The 19,277-nt window shown below is 63.5% G+C and carries 16 protein-coding genes and 1 pseudogene; 10 read left to right on the top strand and 7 right to left on the bottom strand.

The window, feature by feature from the left end; all coding sequences use genetic code 11:
• Positions 1–23 precede the first annotated feature (23 nt).
• The 6 genes from HAQ05_RS13140 (at position 24) to HAQ05_RS13115 (ending at position 7,823) form a co-directional block, all read left to right on the top strand.
• Positions 24–2,309 carry an ABC transporter permease subunit gene (locus HAQ05_RS13140; protein ID WP_190421260.1) on the top strand — a complete coding sequence of 762 codons (2,286 nt, stop codon included), beginning with the start codon at positions 24–26 and terminating at the stop codon, positions 2,307–2,309.
• 17 nt (positions 2,310–2,326) lie between these two features.
• Positions 2,327–3,997: a phosphate ABC transporter permease PstA gene (gene pstA, locus HAQ05_RS13135; RefSeq protein ID WP_190421258.1), complete on the top strand. Its 1,671-nt coding sequence runs from the start codon at positions 2,327–2,329 to the stop codon at positions 3,995–3,997.
• Positions 3,998–4,024: 27 nt separating this feature from the next.
• Entirely contained in the window at positions 4,025–4,852 is an 828-nt protein-coding gene (gene pstB, locus HAQ05_RS13130) for a phosphate ABC transporter ATP-binding protein PstB (RefSeq protein ID WP_190421256.1), read from the top strand.
• Between the two features lie 63 nt (positions 4,853–4,915).
• A complete protein-coding gene (gene phoU / locus HAQ05_RS13125) occupies positions 4,916–5,674 on the top strand; it encodes a phosphate signaling complex protein PhoU (protein WP_190421254.1) in 759 nt (252 codons plus the stop codon).
• 151 nt (positions 5,675–5,825) lie between these two features.
• Positions 5,826–6,731: a response regulator gene (locus tag HAQ05_RS13120; RefSeq protein WP_190421252.1), complete on the top strand. Its 906-nt coding sequence runs from the start codon at positions 5,826–5,828 to the stop codon at positions 6,729–6,731.
• A 198-nt stretch (positions 6,732–6,929) separates the two neighbouring features.
• Positions 6,930–7,823: a peptidoglycan DD-metalloendopeptidase family protein gene (locus HAQ05_RS13115; RefSeq protein ID WP_190421250.1), complete on the top strand. Its 894-nt coding sequence runs from the start codon at positions 6,930–6,932 to the stop codon at positions 7,821–7,823.
• 101 nt (positions 7,824–7,924) lie between these two features.
• Here HAQ05_RS13115 and HAQ05_RS13110 read toward each other — a convergent pair whose 3' ends face one another.
• From HAQ05_RS13110 to HAQ05_RS13090, 5 genes are all read right to left on the bottom strand, one after another.
• Positions 7,925–9,268 carry a hemolysin family protein gene (locus HAQ05_RS13110; RefSeq protein ID WP_190421248.1) on the bottom strand — a complete coding sequence of 448 codons (1,344 nt, stop codon included), beginning with the start codon at positions 9,266–9,268 and terminating at the stop codon, positions 7,925–7,927.
• A 122-nt stretch (positions 9,269–9,390) separates the two neighbouring features.
• A complete protein-coding gene (phoR, locus tag HAQ05_RS13105) occupies positions 9,391–10,704 on the bottom strand; it encodes a phosphate regulon sensor histidine kinase PhoR (protein ID WP_190421246.1) in 1,314 nt (437 codons plus the stop codon).
• 126 nt (positions 10,705–10,830) lie between these two features.
• On the bottom strand, positions 10,831–11,520 hold the full coding sequence (gene phoB, locus HAQ05_RS13100; RefSeq protein ID WP_190421244.1) for a phosphate regulon transcriptional regulator PhoB: 690 nt from the start codon (positions 11,518–11,520) through the stop codon (positions 10,831–10,833).
• Between the two features lie 158 nt (positions 11,521–11,678).
• Positions 11,679–12,569: a 4-hydroxybenzoate octaprenyltransferase gene (gene ubiA, locus HAQ05_RS13095; protein WP_190421242.1), complete on the bottom strand. Its 891-nt coding sequence runs from the start codon at positions 12,567–12,569 to the stop codon at positions 11,679–11,681.
• Positions 12,569–13,123: a chorismate lyase gene (locus HAQ05_RS13090; RefSeq protein ID WP_190421240.1), complete on the bottom strand. Its 555-nt coding sequence runs from the start codon at positions 13,121–13,123 to the stop codon at positions 12,569–12,571. The genes ubiA and HAQ05_RS13090 overlap by 1 nt, the downstream gene beginning before the upstream one ends.
• A gap of 89 nt (positions 13,124–13,212) precedes the next feature.
• Between HAQ05_RS13090 and HAQ05_RS13085 the strand changes: the two genes are divergently transcribed.
• A complete protein-coding gene (locus HAQ05_RS13085; RefSeq protein WP_190421238.1) occupies positions 13,213–13,380 on the top strand; it encodes a rubredoxin in 168 nt (55 codons plus the stop codon).
• A gap of 215 nt (positions 13,381–13,595) precedes the next feature.
• A complete protein-coding gene (locus HAQ05_RS13080) occupies positions 13,596–13,871 on the top strand; it encodes an HU family DNA-binding protein (RefSeq protein WP_190421236.1) in 276 nt (91 codons plus the stop codon).
• Positions 13,872–13,983: 112 nt separating this feature from the next.
• Here the strand turns inward: HAQ05_RS13080 and hglS are convergent, their stop codons facing one another.
• Positions 13,984–15,396: a 2-oxoadipate dioxygenase/decarboxylase HglS gene (gene hglS / locus HAQ05_RS13075; protein WP_190421234.1), complete on the bottom strand. Its 1,413-nt coding sequence runs from the start codon at positions 15,394–15,396 to the stop codon at positions 13,984–13,986.
• Positions 15,397–15,657: 261 nt separating this feature from the next.
• Between hglS and amaB the strand changes: the two genes are divergently transcribed.
• On the top strand, positions 15,658–17,148 hold the full coding sequence (gene amaB / locus HAQ05_RS13070; RefSeq protein ID WP_190421232.1) for an L-piperidine-6-carboxylate dehydrogenase: 1,491 nt from the start codon (positions 15,658–15,660) through the stop codon (positions 17,146–17,148).
• Between the two features lie 82 nt (positions 17,149–17,230).
• Entirely contained in the window at positions 17,231–18,520 is a 1,290-nt protein-coding gene (gene amaA / locus HAQ05_RS13065) for an L-pipecolate oxidase (RefSeq protein ID WP_190421468.1), read from the top strand.
• Between the two features lie 122 nt (positions 18,521–18,642).
• On the opposite strand, the pseudogene HAQ05_RS13060 reads toward amaA, so the two are convergent.
• Positions 18,643–19,274: pseudogene (locus HAQ05_RS13060) on the bottom strand (DUF2931 family protein).
• Positions 19,275–19,277: the final 3 nt, after the last annotated feature.

The raw sequence follows: 19,277 nt of genomic DNA, 5'->3' as shown, positions 1-19,277 counted from the left end.
TATCGGCCGGCTAGGGTGTGTGGATGAATGACCTGACTGATCCTAAAATGGCTCAGGGTTCGCCTGCGCCCCGCATCGACTTCAATGCGCCCGGTTTCCGGCGCAAGCGTCGCCTGCGTGCCTGGGTCGACCGTTTGACCCACGGTTACGTGCTGGTGGGTGGCTTGGCGGTATTAGTGGCCATTACGATGATTTTTTTCTACCTGGCCTACGTGGTGCTGCCGCTGTTCCAAGGTGCGCGGCTGCAGGCAGGGGCGCCGGTAGCACCCGGCTGGTTGCAGGGCGCGGGCAAGCCGCTGCTGCTTACCGTCGAAGAGCAGAACAAGGTGGGCCTGCGGGTATCCGACCAAGGCCAGGCGGTGTTTTTCGACGCGCAAAAAGGCGACGTATTGGCAACGCTAAGCCTGCCGTTGCCAAACGGGGTGCGGTTGGTGTCGATCGCCGGCAGTGAGCCCGGTACGCCTTGGTGGGTGGCGGGGCTGTCCAATGGCCAGGTGTTGCTGATGCGTACCCGCTACACGGCGCCGTACCCACAAAACAGCGCTACCCTCAGCCCAGCGTTGGAGTTCCCTTACGGCCAGGCGCCGTTCACCGTGGACCCCCAAGGCCGGGCCCTCGAACACGTGGCCGTGACAGCGTCCGACAGCAGGCTGTTGCTGGCCGGCGCCAGCGGCGCGCAGGTCAACGTGCTGGCGCTCACCCAAGCCGCTGGGCCCCTGGCCGGGCAACCGCGCCTTGAGCAGGCGCACATCGATTTGCCGCAAATGGCCGAGGCGGTGAAGGCAATTTACCTCGACCCCCGCCAGCAATGGTTGTACGTGCTCAACGGCCGTGCCCAAGCCGATGTGTTCGATTTGCGAACGCGTGCCCTCAACGGCCGTTACAAATTGCTTGAAGACGCCGAGGCGTATGTGACCGCCAGCCAGCAATTGGCCGGTGGTGTGTCGTTGATGATCGGTACGTCCAAGGGCACCCTCAGCCAATGGTTCATGGCCCGCGACGTCGACGGTGAGCCGCGGCTGAGCCATATCCGCGATTTCACCCTGGGTAACCAGCCCATTGCATTTATCCGCGCCGAGCAGCGCCGCAAGGGCTTCCTCGCCCTCGACAGTGCCGGGAGGTTGGGCGTGTTTCATAGCACGGCCCATCGCACATTGCTGGTGCAACAAGTGGCCACCCACGGGGACGCCATGGCGCTGTCGCCGCGTGCCGATTTACTACTGGTCGAGCAAGGCCGCCAGTGGTTGCCGATCGCAGTGCACAACCCGCACCCGGAGGTGTCCTGGAGCGCACTGTGGGAAAAAGTCTGGTACGAAAACTACGACAAACCCGAATACGTGTGGCAGTCCACGGCGGACAACAGCGATTTCGAACCTAAGCTTAGCCTTGCACCGTTAACCTTCGGCACCTTGAAGGCCGCCTTCTATGCCATGTTGCTGGCCGCGCCGCTGGCGGTCGCGGCGGCCATTTACACGGCGTATTTCATGGCCGCGCCGATGCGCCGCAAGGTCAAGCCGGTGATCGAGCTGATGGAAGCCATGCCCACGGTCATTCTGGGGTTCTTTGCCGGCTTGGTGCTGGCGCCCTATGTAGAGGGGCACCTGCCGGGGATCTTCGGCCTGTTGATCGTGACCCCGCTGGGCATATTGCTTGCGGCGCTGGGCTTTAGCCGGTTGCCGGCGCGCTGGCGGCTAGGGCTGCCGGCCGGCTGGGAAAGCGCCCTGTTGGTCCCGGTGATCGTGCTGGTAGGCGGGTTAGCCTTGTGGCTAAGCCCGACTATGGAAACCTGGTGGTTCCAGGGCGACATGCGCCAGTGGCTCAGCCAGAACCTGGGGCTGGGCTTCGACCAGCGCAACGCGCTGGTGGTGGGCCTGGCGATGGGGTTCGCGGTTATCCCGAGCATTTACTCCATTGCCGAGGACGCCATTTTCAGCGTGCCGCGCAGCCTTACCCACGGCTCGTTGGCGCTGGGTGCGACGCCCTGGCAAACCTTGACCCGGTTGGTGCTGCTCACGGCCAGCCCCGGCATTTTTTCGGCCCTGATGATCGGCCTGGGGCGCGCCGTGGGTGAAACCATGATCGTACTGATGGCCACCGGCAATACGCCGATCATGAACATGAACCTGTTCGAGGGCATGCGCACGCTGGCCGCCAACGTGGCCGTGGAAATGCCCGAGTCGGCGACAGGCAGTAGCCACTACCGCGTATTGTTCCTGGCGGCATTGGTATTGCTGTCGTTCACCTTCGCCATGAACACCCTGGCCGAGCTGATCCGCCAGCGGCTTCGCAACAAATACTCGTCGTTGTGACGCCAAGGCAGGCCAGGGTGAAGAACCAAAGCATAAAAGGTTGGATCAAAAGCGGCGCCCCCGGGGTGTGGCTTAGCGCGGGCGCCGTTTCCATCGCGGTGATCATGACCGTGGGCCTGCTGCTGTTGATCGCGGTACGCGGGCTGGGTTACTTCTGGCCGGCTGATGTGCTGCAGGCCAGCTATCAGGTGCCGGGCTCGCCTGCGCAAACGTTGGTGGGCGAAGTGGTGGCGCGCGAACAGGTGCCGCGCGCGCGCCTGCGTGCTACAAGCACCGCAGTGCCGGCCGACGGCCCCTTGACCATGACCCGCGAACTGCTCAAGGTAGGCAACCGCGACGTATACGGTAGCGATTTCGTGTGGGTAGTGGCCGATTGGCTTGCCGACGTGCAGGCCCCCGCCGACCTGCTGGTGCTGCAGCGCCGCGAATGGGGCAATTTCTATGGGCGGCTGCTGGACATCCGTGAGCACGGCCAGGTGGTCGCCCAAGGGGCCGATGCCTGGGCTGAGCTGGCGCCCCGCCTTGAGCGCGTGCGCCACTTGCGCCGCGCGCTAGACCGCCTCGAAGCGCAGGAGCTAAGCGCGATCAACCGCGGTTTGGAAAACGCCCGCTTGCAGGCCCGCAAGCTGCAACTCAGCGGCCGTTTCGATGCGGCCGCCCAGGCCGACCTGGGTGCCGAGCAAAGCGCCCTCAACGCACGCTACGATGAAGCCGAGGCGCGGCTTGAAGCCTTGCGTGCGCAGATCGACCGCGACAGCCTCACGGCCGTCGAAGCCGGTGGCCAGGCCGTGCCCATCAGCCTCGGGCAGGTCGCCCACGCTTACCGCCCCAATGCCATGGGGCCGCTGGCCAAGGCGGGGTTTTACTGCACCCAGTTGTGGGAGTTCCTGAGCAGCGGCCCGCGCGCGGCCAATACCGAGGGCGGTGTATTCCCGGCGATCTTCGGTACGGTGATGCTGACACTGATCATGGCGGTGATCGTGACCCCCTTCGGCGTATTGGCCGCGGTATACCTGCGCGAATACGCGCGCCAGGGGTGGGTCACACGCTTGATTCGCGTTGCGGTGAATAACTTGGCGGGCGTGCCGTCGATTGTTTATGGGGTGTTTGGCCTGGGCTTTTTCGTGTATGTACTGGGCGGCTCGCTGGACCGGCTGTTGTTCCCGGAAGCGCTGCCCGCGCCCACCTTGGGTACGCCGGGGCTGCTGTGGGCATCGCTGACCCTGGCGCTGTTGGCCGTGCCGGTGGTGATCGTGGCTACCGAAGAAGGCCTGGCACGCATCCCGCGCAGCCTGCGCGAAGGCTCCTTGGCATTGGGCGCTACCCGCGCCGAGACACTGTTCAAGGTGGTGTTGCCGATGGCAAGCCCCGCGATGATGACCGGGATGATCCTGGCCATCGCCCGCGCGGCGGGCGAAGTCGCCCCCTTGATGTTGGTCGGGGTGGTGAAGATGGCGCCCTCGCTACCGGTAGATGGCCATTTTCCCTATGTGCACCTGGACCAAAAAATCATGCACCTGGGCTTTCATATCTACGATGTCGGCTTCCAGAGCCCCAATGTCGAAGCGGCGAGGCCCTTGGTGTACGCCACCGCCCTGCTGCTGGTGCTGGTCATCGTGTTGCTGAACCTGGCCGCGGTGGCGCTACGTAACCACCTGCGGGAAAAATACAAGGCGCTCGACAGCTGAGGCTGGCGTGCCCACAAGAGAGCGACCATGGACCGATTCAACTCACCCCAACGCAGCCGGGGGCTGGCCCCGCCCAACCCGCGCACTGCACTGCAGCCGTCGGATATCGCCCTGCAGGTGCTGGGCCTGAACCTCTATTACGGTGCTACCCAGGCGTTGCACGATGTGAACCTGGACATTCCCCGGCAACGGGCCACAGCCTTTATCGGCCCCTCAGGGTGTGGCAAATCAACGCTGCTGCGGGCCTTCAACCGCATGAACGAGTTGGTCGATGGCTGCCGTGTCGACGGCCAGGTCAACTTGGAAGGGCAGAACATCTATGCCAGGGGCCATGACGTGGCCGAGTTGCGCCGCCGCGTGGGGATGGTGTTCCAAAAGCCCAACCCATTTCCCAAGACCGTGTACGAAAACGTGGTCTACGGGTTGCGCATCCAGGGGGTGAACAAAAAGCGCGCACTCGACGAGGCCGTTGAATGGGCGTTGCGTGGCGCGGCGCTGTGGGATGAGGTCAAGGATCGCCTGCACGAGTCCGCCCTGGGGCTTTCCGGTGGGCAGCAGCAGCGGTTGGTGATTGCCCGCACCATCGCGGTACAACCCGAGGTGCTGTTGCTCGACGAGCCATGCTCGGCCCTGGACCCGATTTCCACGCTCAAGGTGGAAGAGCTGATCTACGAATTGAAATCCAAGTACACCATTGTCATCGTCACCCACAACATGCAGCAGGCGGCACGCGTTTCGGACTACACCGCTTTCATGCACCTGGGCAAGCTGGTCGAGTTCGGTGATACCGACAGGTTGTTCACCAACCCGGCGAAGAAACACACGGAAGATTACATCACCGGCCGCTACGGTTGATGGCCGGGTGACCTGGATACGTTGCAGCACCCCTCCACCGGACGCTCCAAAGGGTTTTTGACCATGATTGACAAGCACAGCCTTAATCACCATATCTCCCAGCAATACAACGCCGAGCTCGAGGAGGTTCGCAGCCATCTTCTGGCGATGGGTGGCTTGGTCGAGAAGCAGGTCAACGATGCCGTGACCGCGCTGATCGAGGCCGACTCCGGCCTGGCCCAGCAAGTGCGCGAGATCGATGACGACATCAACCAGATGGAGCGCAGCATCGATGAAGAATGCTTGCGTATCCTGGCGCGCCGGCAGCCGGCCGCCTCGGATCTGCGGCTGATCATCAGCATTTCCAAGTCGGTGATCGACTTGGAGCGGATTGGCGATGAGGCTACCAAGATCGCCCGGCGCGCCATCCAACTGTGCGAGGAAGGCGAGTCGCCACGGGGTTACGTCGAGGTACGCCACATTGGCGGCCAGGTGCGCGCCATGGTCCGCGATGCCCTGGATGCCTTTGCCCGTTTCGACGCCGACCTGGCGCTGTCGGTGGCCCAGTACGACAAAACCATCGACCGTGAGTACAAAAGCGCCCTGCGCGAACTGGTGACCTTCATGATGGAAGACCCGCGCTCGATCTCGCGGGTGCTCAGCGTGATCTGGGTGTTGCGTTCATTGGAGCGTATCGGTGACCATGCGCGCAACATCGCCGAACTGGTGATTTACCTGGTGCAAGGGACAGACGTTCGCCATTTGGGCTTGGAGCGCATGCGCCAGGAAGTGCAACGTGGCACCGACCGGGCTAATGTTTCGCCCGCCGCCGACGATAAATAAGTTTGCCTGTGTTTGCGCGCCCGGCCTCGGCCGGGCGTTTTCGTTCAGGGGGCAGAGGTTGGTGTGGGCCACCCGGCGGTGGCCGCCCGTTTTTTTTGGCACTTGGCCATTATACAGCGCTATGCTGGGCGGGGTTTTTTAGGAGCGGTCGATGGCTAAGGTCAGTGTTCTGGTTGTGGATGATGCGCCGTTCATCCGCGATCTGATGAAAAAGTGTTTGCGCAATGCGTTTCCCGGCATACATACCGAAGACGCGGTCAACGGCCGTAAGGCACAGGCACTGTTGGCCCGCGAACCCTATGACCTCGTGCTGTGCGACTGGGAAATGCCAGAGATGTCCGGCCTGGAGCTGCTCACATGGTTGCGCCAGCAAGAGGGCGGCAAGCATGTACCGTTTATCATGGTGACCAGCCGTGGTGACAAAGACAACGTGGTGCAAGCCATCCATGCCGGCGTATCGGATTACGTCGGTAAGCCGTTCACCAACGAGCAGTTGGTGGCCAAGGTTAAAAAAGCCCTGCACAAGGCCGGCAAGTTGGACGCACTGGCCAGCGCCGCACAGGCCCGGCCCATGGCCAATGCCCTGGCCAATGACTCATTGAATGCCCTAACGGGCGGGCGCCCCGAAACGGCTGCCGCCCCCGCTGCGGCGCGCCCGAGCGCTGCGCCCGTTGCGCGGGCTACGGCCGCTGCCGCCCCGAGTAGCGCGACCGCCAACGGCCGTGGCCAGGCCCAGTTACGTTTGGCCAGCGGTGCTAGCCTGCACGTGGTGATCAAGGGGCTGAGCCTTAAAGAAGCCCTGCTGGTGGCCAAGCGTGGCGAACAACTGCCACACGTCCTGGAACACGCGGTACTCGACCTCGAACAGGGCGAAAACGCCGAAATAGCACGCCTGAACGGTTACCTACATGCCATTACCGCCGTCGAGCCCAAACCTGACAGCGACTGGTTGCAACTGAATTTTCGCTTCGTGGACCAGGATGCGCAAAAGCTCGATTACCTGTCCCGGCTGATCGCCCGCGGCACTACGCTGAAGCACTTCGTGCCAGGTGCGTGACGCTTAGGGGGCCTTGGCAGTTGGTCGCACGCTTTTGCGGCGCATTGCCCGGTAACACATTGGTGCGTCAATGCTTCTGAGGCATTGCCCCCGGGTGCCAGCAGTGCCGCCCTGCCTTGGGGCTTTCAGGCAGCATGGCCATGCCGCTGATGGGCGGCGCTGCTATGCTGGCGGAACCCACCCGCCGTTTTGAACCTCATGCCTCGTAACCTGCTAATTATTTGCCTGGTATTGGCAAGCCTGGGGGCCCAGGCCCGCCCCACGGTGTACAAATACGTCGATGCCAACGGCGTAACCACCTACACCGACAAACCGACCGCCGGTGCCCGGGTGTTTGTGTTCAACGACCGCATGGCCGAGCACCTTGAGCGGCAGGTGCACCTGGACGTAGACACGCCCCACGGCAAAGCGGTGTTCAGCGCACGCAACGAGCTGTATGCCCCGGTGCAAGTGCAACTGCGCTTCAGCGGGCTGGCCAACGTGGCAGGGGCCCCGGCCAGCGTCAGCCGGGTGGTCCCGCCGCGCAGCCGGCTCACCTTGGCCACCTTGGAGGCCCGTGACGCGGGCCAGCCCATGCACTACCAGCCCAACTTCAGCTATTACCTGGGCGACCCCGCGCTGGCGACCCAGGGCTACCGCTACGCCTTACCCTGGTTGGGCGGGCCGTTTCGTATCAGCCAGGGCGCCAATGGCCCCTATAGCCATACCGGGCCCAAGGGCCGTTATGCCATCGACATCGCGATGCCGGAAGGCACCCCCATCGTCGCCGCCCGCGCGGGCGTGGTGGTAAAGGTGGAGAACGACCAAAGTGGCCGGGGCAATGACCCGGCGGGTAATTTTGTGCGGGTGTTGCACGACGACGGGACCATGGCCGTATACCTGCACTTGCTGCGCGGCTCGGTGGTCGTGCGCGAGGGCCAGCCGGTGGCCGTGGGCGAGGCGCTGGCGCGCTCGGGTAATACCGGCAACAGCACCGGGCCGCACTTGCATTTCGTGGTGCAGCGCAATACCGGGTTGGCGTTGGAGTCTATCCCCTACCAATTCGATCAACCGGTCAATGCCCTGCCCAACTTCGCGGTGGGCGGGCGCTAACCTGGTGGGGTGTTTCTGGCGTGGGGCTGCACGCTTTTGGCGATGCTTTTTGCTGCACGGCTGCGTTGCCGCTGCTCGCCCTTCTGAACACCACACCAGGCTCAGGTGCCGAGCTTGAGCACCTTCGCCAGCACGATCTTCGGCCCTTTCATTTTTTTGATGATGATGCGCAGGCCCTCGACCTCTAGCACTTCTTCATCTTCGGGTACGCGCTTGAGGGTTTCGTACACCAGGCCGGCGAGCGTCTCGGCTTCGATATGGTCGAGGTCAACGCCCAGCAGGCGCTCGACCTTGAACAGCGGGGTGTCGCCCCGCACCAGCAGTTTGCCGGGTTGGTAGGCGAGCACCCCGCGTTCGGCTTTGCGGTGCTCATCCTGGATATCGCCGACCAGCACTTCCAGTACATCTTCCATGGTCAGGTACCCGACCACCTTACCATCGGCTTCTTCTACCAAGGCAAAATGCGCTGAACCCTTGCGGAATTGTTCGAGCAGGCGTGACAGCGGCATGTGCTTGGACACGCGCTCCACGGGGCGGATCAGTTCGTCGAGGTCGAAGGCTTCGGGCACGTGGTCGCGGGCGGTCAGTTCCAGCAGCAGGTCTTTAATGTGCAAAAGGCCGATGAACTCGCCTTTTTCCGGGTCGTAGACCGGGAAACGGCTGTACTTGTGGCGGCGAAACTTATCGAGGATGTCTTGCAGGCTGGCGCCATGGTCCAGGCTGATGAGGTCTTCACGGGAATTGGCCCAGTCGACCACTTCAAGCTCGCCCATTTCCACCGCCGAGGCCAACACCCGCATGCCTTGGTCGCTGGGGTCCTGGCCACGGCTGGAGTACAGGATCAGCTTGAGCTCTTCGCGGCTGTACTGGTGCTCATGGTGTGGCCCTGGCTCGCCTTGCCCGGCGATGCGCAGGATGCCGTTGGCGCTGGCATTGAGCACCCAGATAGCCGGGTACATCACCCAGTAGAACAGGTACAACGGCACCGCCGTCCACAGTGACAGCAGCTCCGGCTCGCGGATCGCCCACGACTTCGGCGCCAGCTCGCCCACCACGATGTGCAGGTACGAGATCAGGAAAAACGCTGTGAAAAACGATACCCCCTTGATCAGCTCCGGTGCCTGCACGCCAGCGGCATGCAGCAGTGGTTCGAGCAGGTGGGCGAAGGCCGGCTCACCGACCCAGCCCAGGCCCAGCGACGCCAGGGTGATCCCTAACTGGCAGGCCGACAGGTAGGCGTCGAGTTGGTTGTGTACTGTGCGCAGGATGCGCCCGCGCCAGCCGTTCTGCTCGGCGAGCGATTCGACCTTGGTCGAGCGCAGTTTAACCATGGCGAACTCGGCAGCCACGAAAAAGGCATTGAGCAGCACCAGCAAGAAGGCAAAGATGATCATGCCGAAGTCGGCAAAAAGGGAGGTAAGGCTTAAACCGGGGGAAGGGTCCATGATGGGGCGTGTAAGAATCCGTGTGTAAACATTAGGGGTACGCCACGGGCAAATGGCCCGCGCGAACCTGGCAATTTAGCGATTAGTGCGCCGCTTGCAAAGGGAAAAAACCCGGTATCTGTTCAGGAAGCCGGCGCCGGGGTGGCTATTTGCACCGCTGCGAAGTGGCACGTGAAGGTGCTGCCATGCCCTGGCACGCTGGTGATCGCCAGCTGCGCACGATGGCGCAGCAGCACATGCTTGACGATAGCAAGGCCCAGCCCGGTGCCGCCGGTATCGGCGTTTCGGCTGGAGTCCACCCGGTAGAAGCGCTCGGTCAGGCGCGGGATATGCTGGGCATCGATGCCTAGCCCTGAGTCATTCACGCTCAGGTGCGCGCCGTGGTCATCTTGCCAGGCCCGGATAACGATGCGGCCGTTGTCCGGGGTGTACTTCACCGCATTGAATACCAGGTTGGAAAACGCGCTGCGTAGTTCCGGCTCGCTGCCTTTGAGGTGCAGGCCCGGTTCGGCTTCCACGATGATGCTGTGCGCGCGTGCCCCGGACAGCGCCAAGGCGTCGTTGCGGATTGCCTTGAGCAGCGGCCCCAGGGCTACCGGTTGGTTGTCCGAAGGGTAATCGGTGGCTTCGAGCTTGGCCAACAGCAGCAGGTCGTTGAGCAAGGTTTGCATGCGGCTGCCCTGGGTTTGCATCTGCTGCAGGGCGCGCAGCCATCGCGGGTTGATGCCTTCGCTGTTGTCTAGCAGGGTTTCCAGGTAGCCGGTGATCACGGTCAGCGGCGTGCGCAGTTCATGGGAGACATTGGCCACGAAATCCTTGCGCATTTGCTCGAGCTGGTAAAGCCGCGTGACGTCGCGCACGATCACCAAGTGTTCGTTATTGCCGTAGCGGGTGACCATCACCTGCATACGCAGCCGATCGTGGATGGGCGAGGGCATCTCCAGCGGGTCGGTGTAGTTGCCCCCATGGAAATACTCGAAGAACCGCGGGTTACGCACCAGGTTGGTGATCGGCTGGCCGCCGTCCAGCGGCGATTTGAGCCCCAGCAGTGCTTCGGCGGCGTGGTTCCACCACTGAAGGTTGCCGTCGCTGTCGAGCATGATCACACCGTCGCGCAGCGCCGCGGTGGATTCCTGCACGCGGTCGATGACCGCTTGCAAGCGCTCGCGGGCGCGTTGGTCGCGGCGTTGGATCAGGTAGATGCTGTCGAATACGTCGCCCCATAAGCCACGAGCTTCCGGAGGGGGTTCGCCAGGCGCATGGCCCTGCAGCCAGCGATGCAGGCGCAGCAGTTGGTTGAGGGTCCAGGCCAGGTACAGCCCTAGCCCCGCCGCCAGGCTCCAGCCGATGTGCTGCGTGGCCAACCCGACCAGCAGGCAGGCGGCGACCAATAGCGCCAAATGGCGAACCAGGGCGCGCAGCCAGTTCCGGTTCAATGAGCGCCCACCCCATGCAAAACCTGGTGCGGATAACCCCGCAGGGCGATGGCGCCATTAAACAGCCCTTTTAGCCACGCCGCTCGGCAGCAGGTTACCGCCCGGGTGCAACCCCACATGCGCGTTTCAGTTTTTGGTGGAGAAACGATAGCCAGTGCCCCGCACGGTCTGGACGAGGTTCTCGTAGGCATCGCCCAGGGCCTTGCGCAGGCGGCGGATGTGCACGTCGACGGTGCGCTCTTCGACATAAACGTTGCCGCCCCAAACCTGGTCGAGCAGTTGGCCACGAGTATAGGCGCGTTCCTGGTGGGTCATGAAGAACTGCAACAGGCGGTATTCGGTGGGCCCCATCTCGGCCGGGCGGCCATCGATGGTCACCCGGTGGCTGGCGGGGTCGAGCAGCAGGCCGCCGATTTCGATCGGCGTTTCGCCATCGCTGGCCCCGGCGCGGCGCAGCACCGCCTTCAGGCGCGCGACCAGCTCGCGGGGCGAGAACGGCTTGGTGATGTAGTCGTCGGCACCCACTTCCAGGCCCTGAATTTTGTTGTCTTCCTCACCCTTGGCCGTAAGCATGATGATCGGCGTGCGCGCCGTAAGCTCGTCGCGCTTGAGCCGGCGGGCCAGTTCGATGCCCGAAGTGCCAGGAAGCATCCAATCGAGGAGGATCAAGTCGGGCTTGCGGTCAACGATGATGGCATGGGCGTTTTGTGCATTTTCCGCTTCGAAACACTCATAGCCGGCCATCTCCAACGCGACGGCGATCATTTCGCGGATAGGCGCCTCGTCGTCAACGATGAGAATATTCCTGCCAACCATGCTTTAGCCTCGTTTCAATTCCGTGTTATGCGCAGCATTAGATAACGGAATTATTGCAGCGATGTGACAAAGCGGGCACCGGGTGTGGTGGCTCGGGCGTTGGCAGCATCTTTTGACGCGTGCGAACCGCAGAGCCGCCACACCAGGCGAGGGTGGTTTCAGCGTAAGCCGTAATCGGCGGCGATACCCAGGAAAATCGACAGGCCTGCCCAGTGGTTGTGCAAGAATGCCTCGAAGCACGCCAGCCGCTCGCGGTGGCGGGTTTTCCAGGCCTCCCAGGCAAAGCAGCCCACCGCCCCGGCCACCCCCAGGTAGAACCAGCCACCGAGGCCGAAGCGCGCCCCCGCCAGCAACAGGCAGGCCACAGCCAGGCCCTGGAGGATGGCGATGATCAAGCGGTCGGAGTCGCCGAACAGAATCGCCGTGGATTTAACGCCGATCTTCAGGTCATCTTCGCGGTCGGTCATGGCATAGTAGGTGTCATACGCCACCGTCCACAGCAGGTTGGCCAGGTACAACAGCCAGGCGGCGGCCGGCACATGCCCGGTTTCGGCGGTAAAGGCCATCGGCATGCCCCAGGAATACGCTGCGCCCAGTACCACCTGGGGGTAGTGCGTGTATCGCTTCATGAAGGGGTAGCAAAAGGCGATCAACAACCCGCCGAACGACAACCACACCGTGGCGGCATTAGTGCATAGCACCAGGGCGAAACTGGCGAGTACCAACACCGCGAAGTACACCAGGGCTTCGCGGCCGCGCACTTTGCCGCTGACCAGCGGGCGTTGCTCGGTGCGTTTCACGTGGCCGTCGAACTTGCGGTCGGCGAAGTCGTTGATCACGCAGCCGGCCGCGCGCATCAATACCACGCCCAACGCGAACACCAGCACATTGGCCGGCGCCGGTGAGCCTTCACCGGCCACCCACAGCGCCCACAGGGTGGGCCACAGCAGCAGGTAGATACCGATCGGCTTGTCGAAGCGCGCCAACTGGATAAAATCCCAGCAGCGTGGGTGCAGCCGGTTGAGCGAGCGCAGCAGGTTCACATACATCAAGGGTTCTCTTCGCAGGTGCCGACCGCTCGCCACAGCGCCGGTAAGAACACTTCCATGACCAACACCGCAAGGGCTGCCCGGTCGAACCGCGAGCGGCGCGCCCAGAGGCCATCCGTGGCGACCTCCCGGGGCAGCCAGCCGCGTGGGTAACGGCATACGTCGAAAGGCTGGCGTTGAAACGCCGCATCGCTGAACAGCAACTCGCCCAGCGAGCGGGTGCCCAGCGCGGCCAGGGCAAAGTCGTCGTTTTCCAGGGCTTGGCGCCCTGCCACGCTGCGGGCGAACACCCAGGCTTCGCCACGGCCGCGCAGGAATACCTCGCGCACCCAGCCCTGGCTGGCCGCCGGCAGGCCCAGCGCCAGGCATTCGTCGTCGCGCAGGGTTTGCCAGCCTTCGCGCAGGGGTGTGACGGTGAACCGGTGCGCGGATGCGGCTGTGAGTTTGCGGGTCAGCGAGCTGCTGTCGTACAGCCACTGCCGCACCTGGTCGGTGGCGCCGGTCGCTTCAAGGGCCCAGCTCGCGAGCGATGCATGCAAGGGTTGATGTGGCACGGGGTCAAAGGCATTGGCTAATTGAAGGGGCAGCAGCTTAGCATGTTTGCCATACGGGTTTGGCTCGCAACGGCAAGTGGGTGGTGATGATGAAAAAGTGGCAATGCGTGGTGTGCGATTACATCTTCGATGAGGCCTTGGGGTGGCCTGACGATGGTATTGAGCCCGGCACGCGCTGGGAAGACGTTCCCGAAGATTGGCTATGCCCGGATTGTGGCGTCGGCAAGGGCGACTTCGAAATGGTGGCCATTGGGTGATCGAGCGGGCGCTGGGATAGTTGGCCAAACTGCCTTACTGTTCGTCGGAAACCCCCGCTTTTCCCAGGGTTAAACGCTTCGCCGCCACTGGCGCGGCGCCCTTGGCCGTGCCATTCTCCTGCCTACCAGCCGCGGGCCAGAGCCCGTGGGCTGTGGCGTAGCTGCGGCAAAGCAGCGCGTTATAAAAACAAAAAACCAAACACGAGGTATCACCAATGCGCAAACCCGACCTGGCCAATGCCATCGCCGAAAAGGCCGACCTAACCCGAGACAAAGCCACCCTGGTTCTCAATGCGTTGCTTGAGGAAATCACCGAGAGCGTAAAGCAGGGCAAGAACGTTACGCTGGTGGGCTTCGGCACCTTCGAAAAGCGCCACCGCGGCGGCCGCGCGGGGAAAAACCCACAAACCGGCGAACCCTTGAAAATTCGCGCCAGTAACACGGTAGCCTTCCGGCCTGGCAAGAAGCTCAAGGAGTGCGTGCTGTCCTAAGGCCGGCTTCGCCCAAGCGAACCGGTGGGGCCACCTCGCAACGGCCATACCCCTTCCAGGGGTGGCCGTTATGCTCAATGTGCGCCCTGTGGCAAACCCCTCGACGATGCCGTTACGAGGGCATGCTACCCGCCTCAGGTGCAGCCGGTAACCCGAAGCGCTGCAGGCACTGCTCGATCGACCGCTGCTGGGTGGCCTGATACAGGCTCATTTCGTCGATCACCGCACGGCCGAGCGCGGCCTCGAATTCAGCCTGGTTAGCGTTTTGGCCGTACTCGTTTTGTGCATCGTCGCCCAGGTTCGATTGGAAAATACCGGCGGCGCTCACCGGCAAAAAGTCTTCGTACACGATCGGCTCGAACACCACATGCCCATCGCGGACCAGCGCGTCCAGGGTGCGACCATGCCCAGCCGCGGCGGCCAGGCCCCGCTCGGTGGGGCGGTAGCGAAACCACGCCAGGCCCTGGTTGTGCATGTGCTCCAGGTTATCTGGGAATTCGCTGAAATGCTCCCCCAGCAGGCGCATGTAATCGCTGGCGTTGCCTTCGCTGGGCACACCCGCAAGCGCCTCGCGCGAGGTGGCCAGCAGGCGGTCGTAGAGTGCCCGGCCGGCCGGGGTCAGGGCGGCGCCACGCTGTTCGATTTCGCCAAAGCGGGCAGTGTGGCTGCCTTCGGCGCTGCGTTGGTCGGTGAACGCGACCTGCTCCTGCAGTGCCTTGAAGCTGGTTTGGCGCAGCAAAATCGGGTGGCGGCGTGGTGGCGGGCCTTCGATCACCGCTTTGGGCACGATGCCTTTGGCCGGCATGCCCTGCTGAATGCGGTCGATGTCGAGGCTGCGTGGGGTCAGGTGGTTGATGTGGGGCCCCTTGAACGCTACCACGTCGGCGACCAGGCGATGTTGCTCATGCAATGCCCGGTACTGCGCCGAGGTGACGGTAGCTTCATGGTGCCAGCGGAAGGTTTCCAGCGCTTGGCGCACGAACTCATCCGCCTGGGCTGGGTCGAGGCCGCCGGCGGTTTCGTGTTGCTCGATCAGCGCCAGGGCGCCAGGCGTGAAAATCTGCCGGCGGGCGAGAATCTGCGCGGCGGTATCGCGTAACTCGGCGTTGGCGATCAATTCCAGGCGCAGCAACGAGGTGAACACGCGAAACGGGCTCACCTGCAGCGACGCTTCATGCACGGCGCGAAATGCCGTGGAATGCACCGGTACGCCGGCGGGCGTCAGGTCGTAGTAACCCACCGGCTGCATGCCCATCACCGCGAACAGCCGGGCCACGGTGGCCAATTCCTCGGCGGTGCCCACACGGATCGCACCATGGCGCTCGGCGCCAAGCCGCTGCAACTCGCCGCTGCGGCGCAGGGCCTGCGCAACGGCGGGTTGCTCGGCCAGCACGGCCTCGTTGGTAGCGGCCACCAGCTCCAGCAAGGTGCCGTACAGGGGTACTTCCTGCTTGTACATATCCGACATGGCGCGCGAAAACTGTGCGCGGATGGCATCGGGGCTGACAAAACCTGAGGCAGGCATGGTGGGGGCTCCGGCAACGTGGCGTGGGGGTTCATCAAAGCGAGGAAAAACAAGCGGCGCAAGCGAAAAAAAGTCCGGGTGTCATTCCGCAAAGTAGCGAACGTGGGGCGCGAACCATAGCCCCTATAGGCCGTGCTCGCCCATAGAGCATTCCGGCAAGGAATAATATGCTGCCGATTCCTCGCTTGTCGGTGGGGCCTTGGCGGGCCGATACTCGGTGCGATATCACGCGTTTTTTACCTGCTTCTCAGGAGAGCTCCCATGATCGATGGCCTGCTTCAAAGCTTGGGCGTACCGGCTTCGGCCTACCAGAACGGCAACCACCCGGTGCATACCCCCATCGACGGCAGCCAGATCGCTTCAGTGACGCTGCAAGGCAAAGCGGCGGTTGAGCAGGCCCTTGGCCAAGCCCAGTTGGCGTTCGAGCACTGGCGCAATGTGCCGGCGCCGCGCCGTGGTGAGTTGGTGCGGGTGTTCGGCGAAGTGCTGCGCGAGAACAAGGCTGCGCTCGGGGAACTGGTGAGCATCGAGGCGGGCAAGATCACCCAGGAGGGCCAGGGGGAAGTGCAGGAAATGATCGACATTTGCGACTTCGCCGTGGGCCTGTCGCGGCAGCTGTATGGCCTGACCATCGCCTCCGAGCGCCCCGGCCATCACATGCGTGAAACCTGGCACCCGCTGGGTGTGGTGGGGGTGATCAGCGCGTTCAACTTCCCGGTAGCGGTATGGTCTTGGAACACCGCCCTGGCGTTGGTGTGCGGTAACGCGGTGGTGTGGAAACCATCGGAGAAAACCCCGCTGACCGCGCTGGCTTGCCAAGCGCTGCTCGAAAAAGCCCTGCAAAGGTTCGGTGACGCCCCAGTGGGGTTGGCGAGCGTGGTACTGGGCGCCCGTGAAGCGGGCCAAACCCTGGCCGACGACCCCCGTGTGGCGGTGCTCAGCGCCACCGGCAGCACCCGCATGGGCCGCGAAGTGGGCCCGCGCGTGGCCGCCCGCTTTGGCCGCAGCATCCTTGAACTGGGCGGTAATAATGCCATGATCGTCGCCCCCAGCGCCGACCTCGACCTTGCCGTGCGTGGCATCCTGTTCGCCGCTGTGGGCACTGCCGGCCAACGCTGTACCAGCCTGCGCCGGGTGATCGCGCACCACTCGATCAAGGATGAACTGCTAGCCCGGGTCAAGGCCGCCTATGCCAAGGTGCGCATCGGCGACCCGCGACAGAACAACCTGGTCGGGCCGTTGATCGACAAAGCCTCTTTCGAGGCCATGCAAAGCGCCCTCGTCCAAGCCCGTGAAGAAGGCGGGCAGGTATCCGGCGGCGAGCGCCAATTGGCCGAGCAGTACCCCAATGCCTATTACGTCGCCCCTGCCATTGTCGACATGCCGGGGCAAACCGCCGTGGTGCGCCATGAAACCTTTGCGCCGATCCTTTACGTGCTCGGCTATGACAGCTTTGAGCAAGCGCTTAAGCTCAACAACGATGTGCCCCAAGGGCTGTCATCGTGCATTTTCACCACCGACCTGCGCGAAGCCGAGCGTTTCCAGGGCGCGGCGGGCAGCGACTGTGGTATCGCCAACGTCAATATCGGCACCAGCGGTGCGGAAATCGGCGGCGCCTTCGGCGGCGAGAAAGAAACCGGCGGCGGCCGTGAGTCTGGCTCTGATGCCTGGAAGGGCTACATGCGCCGGCAGACCAACACCATCAACTATTCCCGGGAGTTGCCCCTGGCCCAGGGTATCGTCTTCGACTGAGCCCCGGTATCCTCGGTTTGTGCCCGCCCTGGCGGGCACTTTCGTGGGTTAATTCATGCCTTCGCGAGGTCCGCAAAACCAAATGGCCAGCCAACTGCGTCAACAATGTTTGTGGGAACACGTGCTGCCGCCGTCCGCGCCCGGCACCCCGTTGGCTGGGGAAACCACCGCCGAGGTGTGCGTGATCGGTGCGGGGATTACCGGTTTATGCGCGGCGATCCATCTGCTGGAACAGGGCCGCACGGTGGTGGTGATCGATGCGAATCGGGTCGGCCATGGCGGCTCCGGGCGCAATGTGGGGTTGGTAAACGCCGGTACCTGGATCAAGCCCGACGACGTGGAGGCCACGTTAGGCCCGGTGCAGGGTGCGCGCTTGAACAGCGTACTGGGCCAGGCCCCGGCCGAGGTGTTCGCCATGATCGAGCGCCACGGCATCGACTGCCAGGCCCGCAACGAAGGCACCTTGCACATGGCCCATAACCCCGCCGGGGTGGCAGACCTGCGCGCCCGCCACGCGCAATGGAGCCGCCGTGGCGCGGACGTCGAGTTGCTGAGCGGCGGGCGCTGCGAAGAGTACTGCGGCACCGACAAGGTGGCGGCGGCGCTGCTAGACCGCCGTGCCGGCACCCTCAACCCGATGGCCTACGCCCGTGGCCTGGCCGCGGTGGTCGAGCGCCTGGGCGGCAGGTTGTTCCAGCAAAGCGCAGTCACCGGCCTGCAGCGCGAGGGGTTCGGCTGGCGGGCCCATACCGCCGCCGGCAGTGTACTGGCCGATAAAGTGGTGATCTCCACCGGTGCCTATACCGAGGGTGAATGGAGCGTGGTACGCGGCAATTACTTCCGTGGCTATTACTACCAAGTGGCTTCGCGCCCGCTGGAAGGCGCCGCGGCCGAGGGCGTGCTGCCCCACGGCCAGGGCTCGTGGGACACCCGCGCGGTGCTCAGCAGCATCCGCCGCGACAGCGAGGGCCGGCTATTGCTGGGTAGCCTGGGCCGGGTCGACAACAAGCCGGCCTGGTTCATCAAGGCGTGGGCCGACCGTATCCAGCGCCATTACTTTCCCGCGCTGGGCAAGGTGGAATGGGACATGCACTGGACAGGCATGCTCGACTTCACCCCCGACCACCTGATGCGCCTGTATGAACCAGCCGCCGGGCTGGTAGCCGTAACCGGCTACAACGGCCGGGGCAACACCACCGGCACGGTGGTGGGCCGCGCCTTGGCTGAATTCCTGTTGACCGACCGCGCCGAAGACCTGCCCATTCCGTTTTCGGCCAATAAACCGGTCAGCGTGCCGGGGCTGCGCAGTGCATTTTATGAAACCGGGTTTTCGCTGTACCACGCCGGGCAGTGCTTGCGGGTGATTTTGTAAGCGGCAGGTTTGCTCCGCGCCCACGCCGAGGGTATGGCTCTGCGGGGTGGCAGCAACGAGGCAGAGCTATTTTTTAGGTATGAGGCAGGTGGTTGGCCGCCACCCGCCTTGGCCCGGCGAGGTCACCAGGTGTCGTAAGGAATGCCGTATTTCTGAATGTAGGCTTCGCTCTGGGGCTTGAGGGGAAGCGCATAAACGCCGCCCGAGCGGCCGCTATCGGGGCCCAGTTTCGCGACGTCGGCTTGCACCCTCGTGACCTCGATAGGGGCCAAGCAGGGCCCTGAGATCCAGACCTTGGCGATGCCTCCAGGCGCCAGACCGACGGTCAGGCCGTAGCGGTGGTCGATGATCCATTTGCCGTCGAACTCGCGAAATGTTTTTTGCCTTTCACCATCGCGATGTGTGTGGCTTCGGGGATGGGGATGTAAGCTTCGTAGGTTTGTGGTTCGACCAGCGATTGCCAGCGAACGTATATCAGTCGAGGGAGCGCTGCGCCACGTACATGCTTGCCGGCGCCCCAGCCAGGATCGGTAGGCCAGCCCCTTGGGTTGCCTTTCAATCCGGCGGGCCTGCTAATTGACGCAACCCCCGCCATCGCCCTCCGAAAAATCCGGCCCTTGATGTCGACGACATCAGCGGTTTCGATCCAAACGTCCATGTAGTTAGGTGCAAAAAAGCCCAAGCGCCAAGCATCGTAAGGCAGGCCGCTTTGCCCTTTGGTACAGGAAGCGAGTAGCGACGCAACGATTGCCAATAC

The organism is Pseudomonas typographi (assembly GCF_014694385.1).
In the GTDB taxonomy this organism is placed as follows: Bacteria; Pseudomonadota; Gammaproteobacteria; order Pseudomonadales; family Pseudomonadaceae; genus Aquipseudomonas; species Aquipseudomonas typographi.
This window is presented reverse-complemented; position numbering and strand designations above follow the sequence as displayed.

Bases quoted from the DNA above. Each gene is read 5' to 3' on its own strand.
- HAQ05_RS13115 (WP_190421250.1), top strand. From the start codon at position 6,930: ATGCCTCGTAACCTGCTAATTATTTGCCTGGTATTGGCAAGCCTGGGG.
- hglS (WP_190421234.1), bottom strand. From the start codon at position 15,396: ATGCCTGCCTCAGGTTTTGTCAGCCCCGATGCCATCCGCGCACAGTTT.
- ubiA (WP_190421242.1), bottom strand. From the start codon at position 12,569: ATGTATGTGAACCTGCTGCGCTCGCTCAACCGGCTGCACCCACGCTGC.
- HAQ05_RS13140 (WP_190421260.1), top strand. From the start codon at position 24: ATGAATGACCTGACTGATCCTAAAATGGCTCAGGGTTCGCCTGCGCCC.
- pstB (WP_190421256.1), top strand. From the start codon at position 4,025: ATGGACCGATTCAACTCACCCCAACGCAGCCGGGGGCTGGCCCCGCCC.
- HAQ05_RS13085 (WP_190421238.1), top strand. From the start codon at position 13,213: ATGAAAAAGTGGCAATGCGTGGTGTGCGATTACATCTTCGATGAGGCC.
- HAQ05_RS13080 (WP_190421236.1), top strand. From the start codon at position 13,596: ATGCGCAAACCCGACCTGGCCAATGCCATCGCCGAAAAGGCCGACCTA.
- HAQ05_RS13110 (WP_190421248.1), bottom strand. From the start codon at position 9,268: ATGGACCCTTCCCCCGGTTTAAGCCTTACCTCCCTTTTTGCCGACTTC.
- amaA (WP_190421468.1), top strand. From the start codon at position 17,231: ATGGCCAGCCAACTGCGTCAACAATGTTTGTGGGAACACGTGCTGCCG.
- phoB (WP_190421244.1), bottom strand. From the start codon at position 11,520: ATGGTTGGCAGGAATATTCTCATCGTTGACGACGAGGCGCCTATCCGC.
- HAQ05_RS13120 (WP_190421252.1), top strand. From the start codon at position 5,826: ATGGCTAAGGTCAGTGTTCTGGTTGTGGATGATGCGCCGTTCATCCGC.
- phoU (WP_190421254.1), top strand. From the start codon at position 4,916: ATGATTGACAAGCACAGCCTTAATCACCATATCTCCCAGCAATACAAC.
- amaB (WP_190421232.1), top strand. From the start codon at position 15,658: ATGATCGATGGCCTGCTTCAAAGCTTGGGCGTACCGGCTTCGGCCTAC.